Origin of the sequence: Undibacterium pigrum, assembly GCF_003201815.1 — a bacterium.
GTDB classification, from domain to species: domain Bacteria; phylum Pseudomonadota; class Gammaproteobacteria; order Burkholderiales; family Burkholderiaceae_D; genus Undibacterium; species Undibacterium pigrum.
On the sequence record NZ_QJKB01000004.1, the window covers coordinates 265,292 to 281,112 of the forward strand.

Genomic DNA, 15,821 nt, shown 5'->3' on the forward strand with positions numbered 1-15,821 from the left:
ATACCATTCTGGAGAGGCTTGGTAAACAAGAAAGCAAAAAAAACGCAAAAAAACGCCCGGCGAACCGGGCGTGTAAAGTTTTGCAGTGACATACAGCTTATGCTGAAGCAGTATGGCTGCAAGGGCGCAAAGAGAAAATGAAAAAAACGCTGATCAGAACTTATAGTTGTATTCGGCCCCCAGACGCACACTGCGTGGTGCAGTCAGACTCAGAACTTGCCCGTAGGTATTAAGCAGGACATTGCGGTTATTCCAGCGCTCTTCTATCTTTTGCACGGTTTGCGCATTAAAGACATTGAATATATCCATCTTGAAGACCAGGCCTTTGACCTGTTGAGGTTTATAGGTCAGATTCAGGTCCAGACGTCTGTCCCATTCAAGATTGCCTGCTGTGCCTCGTGGGGATGCCACATTGTCTTTAGGCGTCGCTCCATAGCAATAAAAATGTGCCGAGTTATAGTTGACGCCATAAGCGACGGCACGCGGGTCCGCGCTCGGCAGGGTGCCTTTGCAATTCCTTGGACGGCCAGCGGCGATCAGCAAGTTGCCACCTATCGTCAGTTCCTGGCTCAGGTCATAATAACCAAAGGCTTTTATCTGATGAGTGCGGTCATTTGGTAATTTGCCATTGGCGTTGTACATCAACTCCTTGTAATCCCAGGTTTGCGTAGTTGCCACGTCCGCCTGGCCGGTTACTGTATCTGACAGGGTCTGGCCTTCAGTATTACCTTCACTGCGTGCCCAGGTGTAGTTGAGCTTGCCATACCAGCCATTGCGGTAAGGATGTTCTGCAAACAGATCCAGCGCCTTGTAAACACGCTTGACTTTGGGCATGCCTATTTCTGCTGCAGTCAGGTGTACTTGCGAATAGCCTTTGCCGCTCTTGAAGTCAATCAGGAAATCATTATCTTCACCCGGATTGAATGCGGCGCCAGAGAAATTCCAGGTGTCACCAATAGGGACATGATTACGGATTGCCCAGTCTTCAAATACACGTGGATCACTGAAGTCATCAATGGTAGAACGCAAGCTGCGATACGTGACCTTTGCACCAAAGTTCAAATCTTGCGAGTAAGCTTTTTCAAAACCCAGCGTCAACTCATCCTGGAACATGGGTTTGAGATTGGTTGCCGCTATTGTTTTGGGATCTTTCGCCTGACCATATTCGCTATTGCCGGACAGTGCGCCGGTAATTGGGACCAGACCCGTGGGTAAACCATTCGAGTCAGTACCTGTATAGGTAAAATACTGGTTGGTATTGAGTGAGCCATTTGACTGGCGCAGTGCAACGACCGAAGGCATTTGTACGGCATAGCGACCGGCGCTGCCAAATACCTTGAAAGAAGAATCGCCATTGACATCCCATGCTGCGCTAAAGCGTGGCGCAAGCTGGTTTTTCATGTCGACGAACTTGACCTTGTCCTGATTCAAATTAGCGAATTGTTCATTGCGCAGACCAAAGGTCAGCAAGACATCTTTGCTTATCTGGTATTTGTCTTCTATGTATTGGGCGGATTGTTCGGTATAGGCATTGGAGACAGTAGAGTACAAACCCTTCTGCACATAATAGCCTTGTGCAGCCAGTCCGCCATATTGTGCGAGCGCAGGGACGACACCACCAGTGACATCAATTGCCGTATTGGGTGTCGTGGTACGCAGGTAAGTCCAGGCACCGCCGCCTGCGCTATACACGCCTGCGTTGACGGAGTCGGCTGCATTGTTGTCTATGCCTGCACGTATCAAATGCTTGCCCAGCTTGTATTCCAGATCAAGGCGCATGGACTTGAGGCTATCCGTAGAACCGTCAAAATTTAGAGTGCCGCTATACCCCTGGGAAGAATTGTAGTTCAGGCCCGGAACCCGGTTATTGGCATCGGCAGTGATGGAAAACAGGGATGCATTGTATCCAACCGGCTGATAGACATGCTTGGCCTTGCTTTGCCCGTACATGGCGGTGATGGTCAAGTTATCAGTGATATTGCCAACATAACGCAGGCTCAGTACATCAGCACCGTTGTCACCTGTATTTGCATCAGGATCAAGTTCAATATGCTCAGAAGATTTGACGACACTGCCGCGCGCACGACTGGCGTAGTCATAGGAATAGTAGGAGTTGTCATGCTTGGTCTTGTCACCGATGGCGGTCAATTCAAGACGGTGGTCATCATTGATATTCCAGTCCAGTTTGCCATAGTAGCGATTGATCTCATTCTTTTGCTCTCTCCAGCCATTTTCATTGAGGGTGACAGCAGTTCTTTCCTTATTGACCTGGCCATTGTCAGAACGAGTGCCTTCAGCGGCAATGAACATGAAGAGTTTATCCTTGATGACAGGGCCGCCTATATAGGCGCCAACTTGTTGTTCATTAAAAGTATTGTCCTCACGACGCAAACGCAAGCTGCCATCAGTCGCCTTGGTATTGCTGGCACCGATGACAGGGTAGTAGTAGTCAAGCCGCCTGGACCGCAATGAATTAGGCGTGATGTTGGCAGAGACACCTGCCTCCCAGTTATTGGTGCCGCCTCTGGTCGTGATATTGACGATACCGCCAACCGATCGTCCAAATTCTGCACCAAAGCCGCCAACCAATATCTGCGCCTGTGAAATTGCACCAAATGGTAATTCTGACGCGCCCAGTTGCGTCAAGGGATTAGTGACCACCATGCCATTGATGTAGTAGGCGTTTTCTGAGGCGCCGCCGCCAGCGAAGGCGGCGCCCCCTGCGTAGGTTGGGTCACTGCGGGTGGTATTGGGCGCCAGTTGTATGATGGAGTTGACGTTTTTGGCAATCGGTAATTTATCCAGTTCCTTCGCGGTAAAAGTCGCACCATTGCTGGCATTGCTCACGTCAATACGTTTGCGGGTAGCAGCGACTGTGACTGACTGTATGCCGTTGGTTTCTTCATTAAATGCCGCTTCCACACCCTGGCCGGCAAGTACATCCAGTTCCATTGTCGAGACAATGAGGCTGTCTTTCATCAGGCTGACGCGATAATGACCGATGGGTAGCGCAGTTGCCTGAAATTTTCCATTCGCATCTATTGCCACATTGCGGGTCAGATTGGTTTCCGTATTTTTTAATACCACCGTGGTGGCCGAGCCAGCGTTGACCTTGCCATATACCGTGCCGGCAGCATTTGATTGCGCATGCACGGCAGGTGAGAAGGCGATGCTCAGTATGCCGGCACCAAAGGCCAGCGTCAGTGCGTGAGCGACCAGTTTCTTTTTAAATACATGGTTTCGTTTTTGCATGTAATTTCCTAATGGGTTTCATTGAACGCGAAATGGGCTATCCCGATGATGCTGACTACCATCCCGTTCACTGCAGACAGTAATTGGGGACGTACGCAAGCGCATGCCTGTATTGGAAAGATCAAAAAAATTCAAAGGCAAGTCGGTGTGAAAGAGACTTTGCCACGAAAGAAATGCATCAACTATCGACTAGGGATGAAACGGAATTGCCAGGTGATGGGGGAAAAATGGGTGTGATGAAACTGGATGCAGCAGGGATGAGGGCTGGATATGCGTTGTTTTTTTGCAGATCTGTTCAGGTGGCAGTAAACAATTTTTTCAGGTTTTTCAAATAGCTTTCACTGACTCTGACTTCATCACCATTGCTCAGTTGCACATGATGGCCGCCGTCAGCATTGACTTTCAGGTTGAGGATAGCATCACAGCGCACGATGGCTGTCCTGTGCAGTCGTATGAATTGATTTTCTGGTAGACGCGTCTCCATGGCGGTGATGGTGGCACGGTGCAGGACAACGCGGTTACGCAAATGGACTTCGACATAATTGGCGGCAGTACTGAGCCAGATCACTTCATCGATATTGACGCGCTCTGTACTGCCTATGGATTTGATGATGAGCTGCTGTAATTGTGGGCTGCGCTTTCCTTCGTCAAATGCAGTGCGGTCTTGCAGATAATCCTGTATCGCTGTTGCATTCATTGCCTTTTGTTTTAACTCCAGTAATTGCAAGGCTCTTTGCAACATGAGGTTGAATCTTTCATCATCAAAGGGCTTGAGCAGGTAATCAAGTGCAAATACATCAAATGCACTGACTGCATGCTGATCATAGGCAGTGATGAAGACAATAAGAGGTGCATCAGGCCGAGCACAAATTTCCCTGGCAAAATCCAGACCGTTTTGCTCTGGCATTTCTATATCAAGCAAGATCAGGTCTACTGGCGTTTTTTGCATGAACTCCCTGGCCAGTGCGGTGGAATAACAACTCCCCACCAGTTGCCAGTCAGGGTTGCCGGACAAGACAAACTGCATATTGACGAGAGCCGGTAATTCATCGTCAACCAGCAAGATTTTTTTAAGGCTAGTATTGTTCATGATAAGTATGGCAGATGATGAGTTTCATGCATGCTTCAAATGCATTGCGGGAAATTCGAGTATGGCTGTATAAGAATCCGTTGTGACATCGGTACGCAGTGCTGCCTGTTGACCATACAGGATGGCCAACCTGTCGCGGCTTGCAGATATGCCCAGGCCGTGCCCCTTCTTGCTGCTTGTCTGCTTGAACAGCGGGTTGGTGATGCGAAACTCCAGCAAATCGCCTTTTTTTGCCAGGCCAATTTGCAAATGACAAATTTCATGATTTTGTTCCACGCCATGGTGAATGGCATTTTCCACCAGTGGCTGGAATAATAAAGGCGGGCAGGCAAGGTCTTGCCATGCTTCATCCGGCATATTCCAGCTGATACTGGTTCGCTCACCATAGCGCAGCATTTGCATATCAAGGTAAGCTTTGGTGAATGCGATTTCGTCAGCAACACTCAGCCATTCATGTTTTCCTGAATGAACAACATAACGTAGCAGGGCACTCAGTTTTTCCAGCGCGCTGGATGCCAGTTCCCTGTCCGCTGTTCTGACGAGTGCGCTGATGCTGTTGAGGGCATTGAAAAGAAAGTGCGGCTTTAACTGGCCCTGCAAAAGGCGTAGTCTTAAAGCAAGGCTTTCATTGCTTTGTTGTGCATAGGCCAGGTTTTCTGCCTGGCCTTTTAAGCCAAACGCATAGGCGACTTGCATCAGATAGGCAAACAACAATAGTACTGCATCGGTAAAAAAAGCAAAACCGGAACGCTGGTCAAAGCCTGCTTTCATGCTCATCGCATCAGGATGGCTAAAGGTAGTTTCCATGAATAGCACCAGGCCGGTCAGTACAGGAAGCCCCAGTATGACGATCATGCAGGTTGACATCAGAATATTCCTGGTCTTGAGCATGCTTTCGGTTTTTCGTGAAAAAGCAATGTAGAAGCCATAGCTGATTATGGCCAGCAGCGCATAACCTGGCAGTATGGCTATATAGTCAAAGGATGCCTTTGCATTTGCGCTGTTACGCAGTGTGTTTCGCAGTGCATCTTTATAAGAAGCCAGTGCATGCAGACTGGCAATCAGTAACCAGATCAACAGAGTAAATAGCAAATTAAGATATGCTGCCCGCTTGCCAGAATGACTGCCCGGGCTTGCTGCGGTGGAATGCGTAGTGATTTCCATGTTATGTCTAAGTATCCTGGAATTCGGTTACGGGGATAAGCATGGTGATACAGATGCGCTCCTTATCTTGCAGCAGGTCAAGGCTGGCTGCCCCAGCATAGAGTATTGCCAGTCTTTCCCTTACAGAGTCGATTTGTGTCATGTCCGGCGATGCTATGGCAGCCTCCAGTGCGACAGTAATGCAACACTGGACCATGCTGGCCCTCTGCTCCAGGCTCAACAGTAAGTTGTGATTTTCCTGCTTTGACGTGACTGAACAATGCAGGGCCTGTTCTATGAGGGAATGCAGTAGCAGGGGAGGGCAGGATACAGCGCACCATTCATTATCTGATAATGTCCATTTGACTTGCAGGTGTTGGCCATAGCGTAACTCCTGCAAGCTCAGATAGGCTTTTGCAAAACCTATCTCGTCAGTCATGGAAGGAGTTTCATTGTCAGTCGAGCGCAATACATAGCGCAATAAATCACTCAGGCGTGCCAATGCTGTGGTAGCCAGACTGCGGTCAGCTACCCTTATCAGATTGCCTATGCCATCAAGTGAGCTCAGCAGGAAATAAGGCTCAAGCTGACACTGCATCAGTGATAATCGCAACATCAGGTTTTTCTGGCGCAAGTCCTGAGTACGTAAAGCCTGTTCGCGCCCGCGCTGCCAGAGTGTAATAGCCACCTGCATAAAGTAGGCAACACTGGCCTGAAATCCCAATAACCACCAGGCCATGGCTGACGTGTCTGTCAACATGAGCAAAACTGGGGGCGGGCTTTTCTTCTTGATCAAAAGATAGACTGTACTTACTTCATAGCAAATCTCCAGTGGCAAGAAGAGCAATATCACCAGCGCATACAGTATGAGCAGGTATTTCGCAGTCAGCCAGCGCTCAGGCAAGTTCTCGAAGATGATTGCCAGGAGCGCGCTCAGCAGGATATAGCTTAAGAATGAGATTGCACTCATTGCCAGTACGAACGCAAATGTTTTTGGCTTTCCTATTTTTATTAAATCTGCATAATCTGCGAGGCTGAAGAAGAGTATCACCAGCATCCATGTCGCGAGTATGGACAGGAAGCAAGGCCAGCCAGGGAGTTTGCAGACTTTGTTTGCAGGCATCATTAAGTAAGCAATAGGAAATGCAGTTGATGCATGGTCATTCAGGATATCGTGTTTATTTTGCGTGAAGTTATTTGCCAAAGGCAAGCGTGCTGAGCTTATCCCCCGGTAATTTAAATGACTATGTCATTTATGTGCATATTATTCCAGCATGCAGGGATCAGTCCGGTGAAAACAGGGATGAACTGCATGCACCAGTATCAGGATATTAACGCGCAATTATTAGATATAACATGAGTACATTGGCGACAATGGATAAGACTGCCAGCATGCGCCAGGTTGCCAGCGGATCGCGCTGGGCGAGGGGCTTGATTTGCGGGGGCGGCAAGGGATGGGCGGCACCACGTTCCAATGCCAGCAAAAACTCTTCTGCAGTTTCAAAACGATCAGCTTCATCACGTGCCACAGCTTTGAGCAAGACATTTTCCAGCCAGTGCGGCAAGTCAGGGCGATAACGGCCTGGTGATGTCGCTTCACCAAACCTGGGACGCTGGAAAGGCTCGACTTCGCCATAGGGAAAGTGACGTGTCAGTAAGTAGTAGAGCGTGACGCCGGTGGCATACAGATCCGTAGACCTTGAAGGTGCAGCACCCTGGAATTGCTCCGGTGCCAGAAATGAGGGCGTACCTGCCATGCTGTGGCTGGCATTGCCCTGACCATCCTGGCTGTCAAAACCGGATTGGGCTACGCCCAGGTCAAGGATGCGGATCTCATCATCATCACCAAGATGGACATTGGCAGGTTTGATATCCCGGTGCAAAATGCTGCGCCTGTGCAGCGCACCGATGGCGCGTACCAGTTTGCCGCCGTAGGCAACGGCTTCAGGTATGGTGAAGTGCTGACCGGCTTCCAGCCTTTGCTGCAGGGATGCACCGGCATGCCAGGTCGAGAGATAGTAAAGGTAGTTTCTCTGATCAGGAGTGATAACCTGAGGGAAGAAGCGAGCCACGACGCGCTTGGCCAGCCATGCTTCATGCGCGAAGGCCGAGCGTTCCTGTACATCATTGGCCTTGTCCGGATGCAGGGTTTTTAACACCAGTTGCCGGTGATGGAATGGTTCACTGACACGGTACAGTACCGTCGTCTGTGAAGTGTGCATGACTTCTTCTATGGCATAGCCATCCAGGGTCTGGCCGGGCTTCAGGCGTGGCGGTACGGGCAGGGCATGCAGTTCGCTGATGGCATCGCGCAGCTCGCCTTCCGGTAAGCTGTCTATACGTGCTATCACGGCACTGCAGTTGTCTTGTGAACCTGCTTTCAATGCCGCTGTACATAAAGCTTCGCAGGCAGCTTCACTGCCCAGCTTGCCTGTGCTGACCTGCTTCAAATAATCTGTCAGATCATATTCTGTGAGGCTGGCCCAGATACCATCACAGACCAGCAAAAAGACATCGTTGACACGCAGCTCGCCCATGCCATGATCGATGACGAGGTGGCTGTCTAGGCCGATGGCGCGGGTCAGCACATGCTGCATCTCTGGCCTGTCCCAGACATGGTCCTGGGTCAGTTTTTGCAATTCATCGTCACGCAAAAGGTAACAGCGGGTGTCGCCCACGTGGGCGCTGTAATACATGCGACCGCGTAAGACCAGAGAAGTCATGGTGGTGGCCATGCCTGCCAGCTCACGGCGTACTGAGCCTTGCTGCTGCACCCAGCTATTCATGGCGACCAGTACCTTGTCCAGTGCAGTCGTTACTTCCCAGGTATCGGGCGTGGCATAGTAATCGGTGAGCAACCCACGTACCACATATTCAGCCGCCTCGCGCCCGCCTTCATTGCCAGAGACGCCGTCAGCCACGGCCAGCACCATGCCCTTGCAGGACAGCTCAGGTTCGCCTGGCGTGACCATGCCGACAAAGTCCTCATTACGCGGGCGCAAGCCAGCGACGCTGTGATGTCCTGTGCTGACTGTCAGTGGCATGTTTGTGTATTTTGTGTATTCAGATTTTTGCAGTAGTCATGGCGGCAGAGCCCCAGGTCGTGCGCCAGCGTTTCTTGACCAATGATAAACCCAGCAAGGCGATGATGGCGAGGCTGGCGAAAAGCGACAAGCCTATTTGATAACTGCCGGTGATCTGGCGTGAATAACCCATGCTGGCCGCCAGATAAAAACCGCCTATGCCACCTGCCATGCCCACCAGGCCAGTCATGACACCCATCTCTTTACGGAAACGCTGCGGCACCAGCTGGAACACCGCACCATTGCCCGTACCCAAAGCCAGCATGGCAATCACGAATACACATACCGCTGCAGTCGCAGATTGCAAACCGATGGAGGCAATGAACAAGAAGGCAGAGGCGATGGTATACATGACAGACAGGGTTTTGATGCCGCCTATGCGATCGGCAATACGGCCACCCATGGGGCGTACGAGTGAACCTGCAAAGACGCAGGCAGCAGTGAAGTAACCGGCTGTCACTGGCGTTAAACCATATTGCGTATTGAAATAAATCGTCAGAGAAGATGCCAGACCAGAAAAACCACCAAAGGTCACGCTGTAAAAGAACATGAACCACCAGGCGTCTTTGTCCTTCAAGACTGCCAGATATTCAGTCAGGGATTTGCTAGGCGCATCGCCAGGTGCATCTTTGGCAAAGATCAGATAAACCGCCAGTGCTATAAATAAGGGGATCAGCGCCAGGCCAAACACATTTTGCCAGCCAAAGGCGATTGCCAGTGCGGGTGCAAACAGTGCGGCAAAAGCGGTGCCAGAATTACCTGCACCCGCTATCCCCAGCGCAGTGCCCTGATGCTCAGGCGGATACCAGCGCGATGCCAGCGGCAATGCCACTGCAAAGGCCGAACCTGCCACACCCAAAATCACACCGAGGAATAGCAATTGCTCATAAGTGTGCAAATTACCCAGCCATGCCCAGCATAAGCCTGCCAGCACGACGATCTGCCCTATCAAACCGGCTTTCTTGGGCTTTAAATGATCGACCAGCACACCCATGACGATACGCAACAGCGCACCTGCTAATAATGGTGTAGCAACGATCAAGCCCTTTTGTGCAGCCGTCAGGCCCAGGTCCTTGGAAATCTGGATGGCGAGTGGCCCCAACAATACCCAGACCATGAAACTCAGGTCGAAATAAAAGAAGGATGCCAATAAGGTGGGCGTGTGCCCGGCTTTCCAGAAAGATGTTTTTTGCATGATCGCTCCAATAGTGAACATGCATGCCACTTGCAAGGGACGTGCCATCAAAATGGGCATGTCCCGGCCTTGCTTTGTGATTAAAAACAAAACTTACTGCGCGAAAACTGTGCGTCATCTGAATTAAATGGTGCAATGCACCAGAATGGCTGTATTTTGTGTGAGTCCGGTGAGGGGCGTGCAGACTTGCTTCAAAAAGTGGCATTGGCATTGTCACCAACTGGGGATTTGTCAGTTTTCTGCAGTGAAAACCATATTAATGCGTAGTCAAAATGGTGCAGGCTTATAAAAGCAGCCTGGTCTTCCCTCTGAAAAAAATGAACTGGCATTGCTCTTGCTTAGAGCCTGGGGAGACAAGCAAAGGAGCAGCCATGAAGAAACTTAAGCTAGTGATGGTAGGGAATGGTATGGCAGGTGTGCGTACCCTGGAAGAATTAATCAAGATCGCCCCCGACCTGTATGACATTACCGTATTTGGTGCAGAACCTTATGCCAATTACAACCGTATCCTGCTATCACCTGTATTGGCTGGTGAGCAAACCATCAAGGACATCATGCTCAATGATGTTGACTGGTATGAAGAAAATAATATCACGCTGCATCTCGGTAAAAAAATCGTCAAGATAGACAGGGCTCGTCGCCTGGTGATCGCCGAAGATGGCACACAGACTGAATATGACCGTCTGTTGCTGGCAACTGGCTCGACTCCCTTCATGCTGCCTGTGCCTGGCAAGGATCTCAAAGGCGTGATTGCCTACCGCGATATCTACGACACCAATACCATGATAGAGGCGGCAGAAAAGCATACGCATGCTGTCGTCATCGGTGGCGGACTGCTGGGTCTGGAAGCCGCCAATGGCTTGAAAATGCGCGGCATGAGTGTCTCTGTCGTGCATTTGCCTGGCTGGTTGATGGAGCGTCAGCTTGACCCTGTTGCTGGCAAAATGCTGCAAAAATCGCTGGAAGATCGTGGCCTGAACTTCCTGCTGGAAAAAAATACCGAAGCCATCATTGGTGACGATGTTGGTCATGTCAAAGCCATACGTTTTACTGATGGTCTGGAAATCCCCGCACAACTGATCGTCATGGCAGTTGGCATACGCCCCAATACGGCGCTGGCAGAATCTGCAGGCTTGTACTGCAATCGCGGTATTATCGTCAATGACACCATGCAGACTTATGACCCGCGCATTTACTCTGTCGGTGAATGCGTTAATCATCGTGGCACGGTATATGGCCTGGTTGCGCCTTTGTTTGAAATGGCCAAGGTCTGCGCCAATCACCTGGCCAATTTTGGCATAGGCCGCTACCAGGGTTCAGTCACATCCACAAAACTGAAAGTGACAGGCATAGATCTGTTTTCTGCCGGCGAATTCATGGGGGGCAAAGACACTGAAGAAATCATTCTATCTGACCCCATAGGTGGTGTTTACAAGAAGCTTGTCGTTAAGGATGACAAGCTGATTGGTGCCTGCCTGTATGGTGATACCGTCGATGGCAGTTGGTATTTTAAACTGCTGCGCGAAGGCAAGAATATTTCTGAAATCCGCGATTCCCTGATGTTTGGTGAATCAAATACCGGCGACGTTGGTCATGAAGGCCACACCAAGGCTGCTGCCATGCCGGACGAGGCCGAGGTCTGTGGCTGTAACGGTGTTTGCAAAGGCACTATCGTCAAGGCCATCAAGGAAAAAGGTCTGTTCACGCTGGATGATGTGCGCAAACATACCAAGGCATCGGCATCCTGCGGCTCCTGCACTGGTCTGGTAGAGCAGATCATCATGTTCACTGCTGGTGGCGACTATTCGACTGCGTCTAAAGTCAAACCCATGTGCGCATGTACTGATCATAGCCATCAGCAAGTGCGTGATGCCATCAAGGCCAACAAGCTCTTGACGGTCTCTGGTGTGCAGGAATTCATGGAATGGCGCACACCTAATGGTTGCTCCAGCTGCCGCCCCGCCATCAATTACTACCTGATTTCTACCTGGCCACGTGAAGCCAAGGATGATCCGCAATCACGCTTCATCAATGAGCGTTCGCATGCAAATATCCAGAAGGATGGTACTTATTCCGTTATCCCGCGTATGTGGGGCGGTGAAACCAATGCCAGCGAATTGCGCCGGATTGCTGACGTCGTTGATAAATTCAAGATACCAACAGTCAAGGTCACCGGTGGCCAGCGTATTGACTTGCTGGGTGTGAAGAAAGAAGATTTGCGCGCCGTATGGCAAGACCTGGGCATGCCATCTGGCCTGGCTTATGCGAAGGGTCTGCGTACCGTAAAAACTTGTGTGGGCAGCGAATGGTGCCGTTTCGGTACGCAAAACTCCACCCTCATGGGGCAGCAACTGGAACGCGAACTGGCACGCATGTATTCGCCACACAAGGTCAAGCTGGCTGTGTCAGGTTGCCCGCGTAATTGCGCCGAGGCAGGTATCAAGGACGTCGGTGTGATTGGTGTCGATTCCGGTTGGGAAATTTACGTAGGTGGCAATGGCGGTATCAAAACCGAAGTCGCGCAATTCCTGGTCAAGCTGAAAACCCATGAAGAAGTCATGGAATATACCGGTGCTTTCTTGCAGTTATACCGTGAAGAAGGATGGTACCTTGAGCGCACCGTGCATTACCTCGCACGTGTCGGCCTTGATTATGTGAAGAAAATCATATTGGAAGACCATGAGCGCCGCAAAGACTTGTATCAACGTTTGCTGTTTGCACTGGAAGGTGAGTCTGATCCATGGCATGAACCAGAAAAAGCCCAGGTCGATACGCGCCAATTCGAACGCCTGCCAGCATAACGCCATTTTTTGAGAGGAAAAAACATGAGTCAGGAATGGCAAGTTATTTGTCGTGTAGAAGATATTCCCGTATTGGGTGCACGCGTGGTTGCACGTGCCGCCAAGCCGGATGTCGCCATCTTCAGGAATACAGAAAACAAGGTCTTTGCCCTGCTGGATAAATGCCCGCACAAAGGTGGCCCTTTGTCACAAGGCATAGTCTTTGGCGAAAGAGTAGCCTGCCCCTTACATAACTGGAACATAGAATTGCCCACAGGTTGTGCGATTTCTCCAGATGAGGGCTGTACCCAGAAGTTCAGTCTGAAGGTGGATGCAGATCAGGTATATCTGGATGCAAATGAGTTACGTACACTCGCAATAGAGGCATAGAAAAAATGCGCTGCATCACATACTATGCATAGTATGTGATGCAGCGTGCACTTAAAGGCATGTATGACTGAAACCAAATCTACCTGTTGTTATTGCGGCGTTGGTTGCGGTGTAGTGATAGAAAGCGATGGCGGGCAGATAACTGGCGTGCGCGGTGATACTGATCATCCCGCCAATTTTGGCCGCCTGTGCAGCAAGGGCAGCACTTTGCATCTTTCTGCAGATGCAAAAATACAGCAACAGGTCAGGGCGCTGTATCCTGAAATGCGCGATCCCACCATGCGTGGAGAGTTGCGACTGCGCAGCGACTGGGATAGCGTCATTGCCAGCATGGCGGGCAAGTTTGCGAACACCATCAAGACGCATGGCCCTGACAGTGTGGCATTTTATATTTCTGGTCAGTTGCTGACGGAAGACTATTACGTCTTCAACAAACTCGCCAAGGGCTTGATAGGCACCAATAATATAGACAGCAACTCGCGCCTGTGCATGTCAAGCGCGGTTGCCGGTTACAAGCAGACCCTGGGTGCGGATGCACCGCCTGCCTGTTATGAAGATATAGATCTCGCAGAAGTTATTTTCATCGTGGGCTCGAATACAGCGTATGCCCATCCCATCTTGTATCGCCGCCTGGAACAGGCCAGGGAAAAAAATCCAAACCTGAAAGTGATTGTTGCCGACCCGCGCCGTACCGATACCGCGCGTGAAGCGGATTTATTCCTGCCTATATTGCCAGGCACCGATGTTGCCTTGTTCAACGGCATGCTGCATCTGTGCCTGTGGGAAGATTTAATTGATCTGGCCTATATCCAGGAGCATACCGAGGGTTTTACCGAACTCAAGCAAACTGTGCGTGATTACACACCAGCAGCCGTCGCCAAGACCTGCGGCATCAAGGAAGCTGATCTGGTGCAGGCGGCACGCTGGTTTGGGCAATCCAAAGCCAGCCTGTCGCTGTATTGCCAGGGTCTCAATCAATCATCCGCGGGTACTGCGAAAAATGCGGCACTGATTAATTTGCATCTGGCTACCCATCAAATTGGCAAGCCGGGAGCCGGTCCGTTTTCTTTGACCGGACAACCAAACGCCATGGGCGGACGTGAAGTTGGTGGCATGGCCAATCTGATGTCGGGTCATCGCGACCTTGCCAATGCTGAGCACAGGGCAGAAATTTCTGCCTACTGGGGTGTTGATGATGTGCCTTCTGCACCAGGTAAAACTGCTGTGGAAATGTTTGAAGCAGTCAGACAGGGCGATATCAAAATCATCTGGATAGTCTGTACCAATCCCGCGCAATCCATGCCTGAGCAAAACCTGATACGTGAAGCCTTGCAAAAAGCCGAGCTGGTCATCGTGCAGGAAGCGTATGCCAGCACGGCCACCGTGCCCTACGCAGATATCTTGCTGCCGGCCAGTACCTGGGCCGAGAAGACTGGCACAGTCACCAATTCAGAGCGCCGCATATCCCGTGTGCGCCCCGTTATACCCGCACCCGGTGAAGCAAAACACGATTGGCAAATCGCCAGCCAGTTTGCGCAAGCACTTGCCCCTTTGCTGGGCAAGTCACCAGCAAACTTCAAGTACGATAGCGACGAACAAGTCTGGAATGAACACCGCGATAGCACCCGTGGTCGTGACCTGGATATCACCGGTTTGTCATACGCCATACTGGAACAGCAGGGGCCGCAGCAATGGCCTTATCCGACTGGTGCCAGCACCGGTAAACAACGTTTGTATGAAGACGGTATTTTCCCCACAGCCAATGGGCGCGCACGTTTTATCAATACTGTGTATCAGCCTGTCAAGGATGGTGTTGATGCCCGCTATCCATTTTCATTGAACACGGGACGCCTGCGTGACCAGTGGCATGGCATGAGCCGTAGTGGCACGGTTGCGCAGTTGTTTGCACATGTCTCTGAACCTGGCATTTGCATGGAAGCCAGCGACATGCAAAGGCGATTTTTGAAATCTGGTGATCTGGTGCATGTCAGCAGTCGTCGTGGCACTGTTATCTTGCCGGTAGTGGAAAGTGATGAGCAGCGCGCAGGGCAAGTCTTTATCGCCATGCACTGGGGTGAAGAATATGTATCAGGCCGTGGCCATGCCCACAATGCCAGCTATGGCGTGAATGCACTGACTTCGCCGGCGATAGATCCCAGCTCAAAACAACCAGAACTGAAAGCCGCCGCCGTCAAGATTTTGAAGGCAGAGTTACCATGGCGTTTTGTGGTATTCGCCTGGCTGGATAGTGAAGAAGCGTATGCCGTCCAAACTGCCTTGCGCCCTTATATGCGCGAGTTTGCCTATGCATCCTGCACACCATTTGGTCGCGATAAAGTGGGCGTGATCTTCCGTGCTGCCAATGAAGAAGCGGTAGCAATTGAAGTTCTGGAAAAAATCGAGCAGTTGTTTGGCATACAGGGTGCTGAGATCTTGCGCTATGACGACAAGCGCCGCAGTGTTTCGCGCCATATTCTGGTAAAAGAAGGTGGTCTGGCTGCTGTGGCGCTGGCGGGAGATGTGTCTGCTGAAAGCTGGCTCAAGGACTTCCTGCAAGCGCAGGAGCCAGTTGCCAGACTGGGGCGCCTGTTGCTTATGCCAAGCACTACTGCACCACAAGGCTTTGCCGCCCGCGGCAAAGTTGTTTGCAGTTGTTTGAACGTGACAGATACAGAAATCAAGGCAAGTCTCAAGGACATGGAAGGCTTGCCTGCCGACATTCTGACAGGCTTGCAGGGCAAACTCAAATGCGGAACGAATTGCGGTTCTTGTGTGCCAGAACTCAAGAAAATGATCAGTTTCAACATGCAGGAAAGTGTCACATAAAAGAACATGAAGATAGAGAGAATAGATCCAGCTTCAGAAGCTGCGGGTAGTTTGCTGAGTAT

The 15,821-nt window shown here is 50.8% G+C and carries 9 protein-coding genes; 3 read left to right on the top strand and 6 right to left on the bottom strand.

Translation table 11 applies throughout. From position 1 onward, the window contains the following. Positions 1 to 153: 153 nt before the first annotated feature. The 6 genes from DFR42_RS14820 to DFR42_RS14850 form a co-directional block, all read right to left on the bottom strand. Positions 154 to 3,252 carry a TonB-dependent receptor gene (locus DFR42_RS14820; protein ID WP_110255768.1) on the bottom strand — a complete coding sequence of 1,033 codons (3,099 nt, stop codon included), beginning with the start codon at positions 3,250 to 3,252 and terminating at the stop codon, positions 154 to 156. 295 nt (positions 3,253 to 3,547) lie between these two features. Beyond that, entirely contained in the window at positions 3,548 to 4,342 is a 795-nt protein-coding gene (locus DFR42_RS14830; RefSeq protein WP_110255770.1) for a LytR/AlgR family response regulator transcription factor, read from the bottom strand. Between the two features lie 24 nt (positions 4,343 to 4,366). After that, positions 4,367 to 5,506, bottom strand: a complete 1,140-nt coding sequence (locus DFR42_RS14835) for a sensor histidine kinase (protein WP_110255771.1) — start codon at positions 5,504 to 5,506, stop codon at positions 4,367 to 4,369. A gap of 7 nt (positions 5,507 to 5,513) precedes the next feature. After that, complete coding sequence (locus DFR42_RS14840) at positions 5,514 to 6,455, bottom strand: sensor histidine kinase (RefSeq protein WP_170133538.1); 942 nt, start codon at positions 6,453 to 6,455, stop codon at positions 5,514 to 5,516. Positions 6,456 to 6,816: 361 nt separating this feature from the next. Next, positions 6,817 to 8,529 carry a bifunctional protein-serine/threonine kinase/phosphatase gene (locus DFR42_RS14845; RefSeq protein WP_110255773.1) on the bottom strand — a complete coding sequence of 571 codons (1,713 nt, stop codon included), beginning with the start codon at positions 8,527 to 8,529 and terminating at the stop codon, positions 6,817 to 6,819. A 19-nt stretch (positions 8,530 to 8,548) separates the two neighbouring features. Continuing rightward, a complete protein-coding gene (locus DFR42_RS14850; RefSeq protein WP_110255896.1) occupies positions 8,549 to 9,763 on the bottom strand; it encodes a nitrate/nitrite transporter in 1,215 nt (404 codons plus the stop codon). 371 nt (positions 9,764 to 10,134) lie between these two features. Here DFR42_RS14850 and nirB point away from each other — a divergent pair, with 371 nt between their 5' ends. The 3 genes from nirB (at position 10,135) to DFR42_RS14865 (ending at position 15,759) form a co-directional block, all read left to right on the top strand. Then, entirely contained in the window at positions 10,135 to 12,564 is a 2,430-nt protein-coding gene (gene nirB / locus DFR42_RS14855) for a nitrite reductase large subunit NirB (RefSeq protein WP_110255774.1), read from the top strand. Positions 12,565 to 12,588: 24 nt separating this feature from the next. Then, positions 12,589 to 12,933, top strand: a complete 345-nt coding sequence (gene nirD, locus DFR42_RS14860) for a nitrite reductase small subunit NirD (protein WP_110255775.1) — start codon at positions 12,589 to 12,591, stop codon at positions 12,931 to 12,933. A gap of 63 nt (positions 12,934 to 12,996) precedes the next feature. Next, the gene (locus DFR42_RS14865) at positions 12,997 to 15,759 is read left to right on the top strand and encodes a nitrate reductase (protein WP_110255776.1); all 2,763 of its coding nucleotides are present in this window, start codon (positions 12,997 to 12,999) and stop codon (positions 15,757 to 15,759) included. Positions 15,760 to 15,821: the final 62 nt, after the last annotated feature.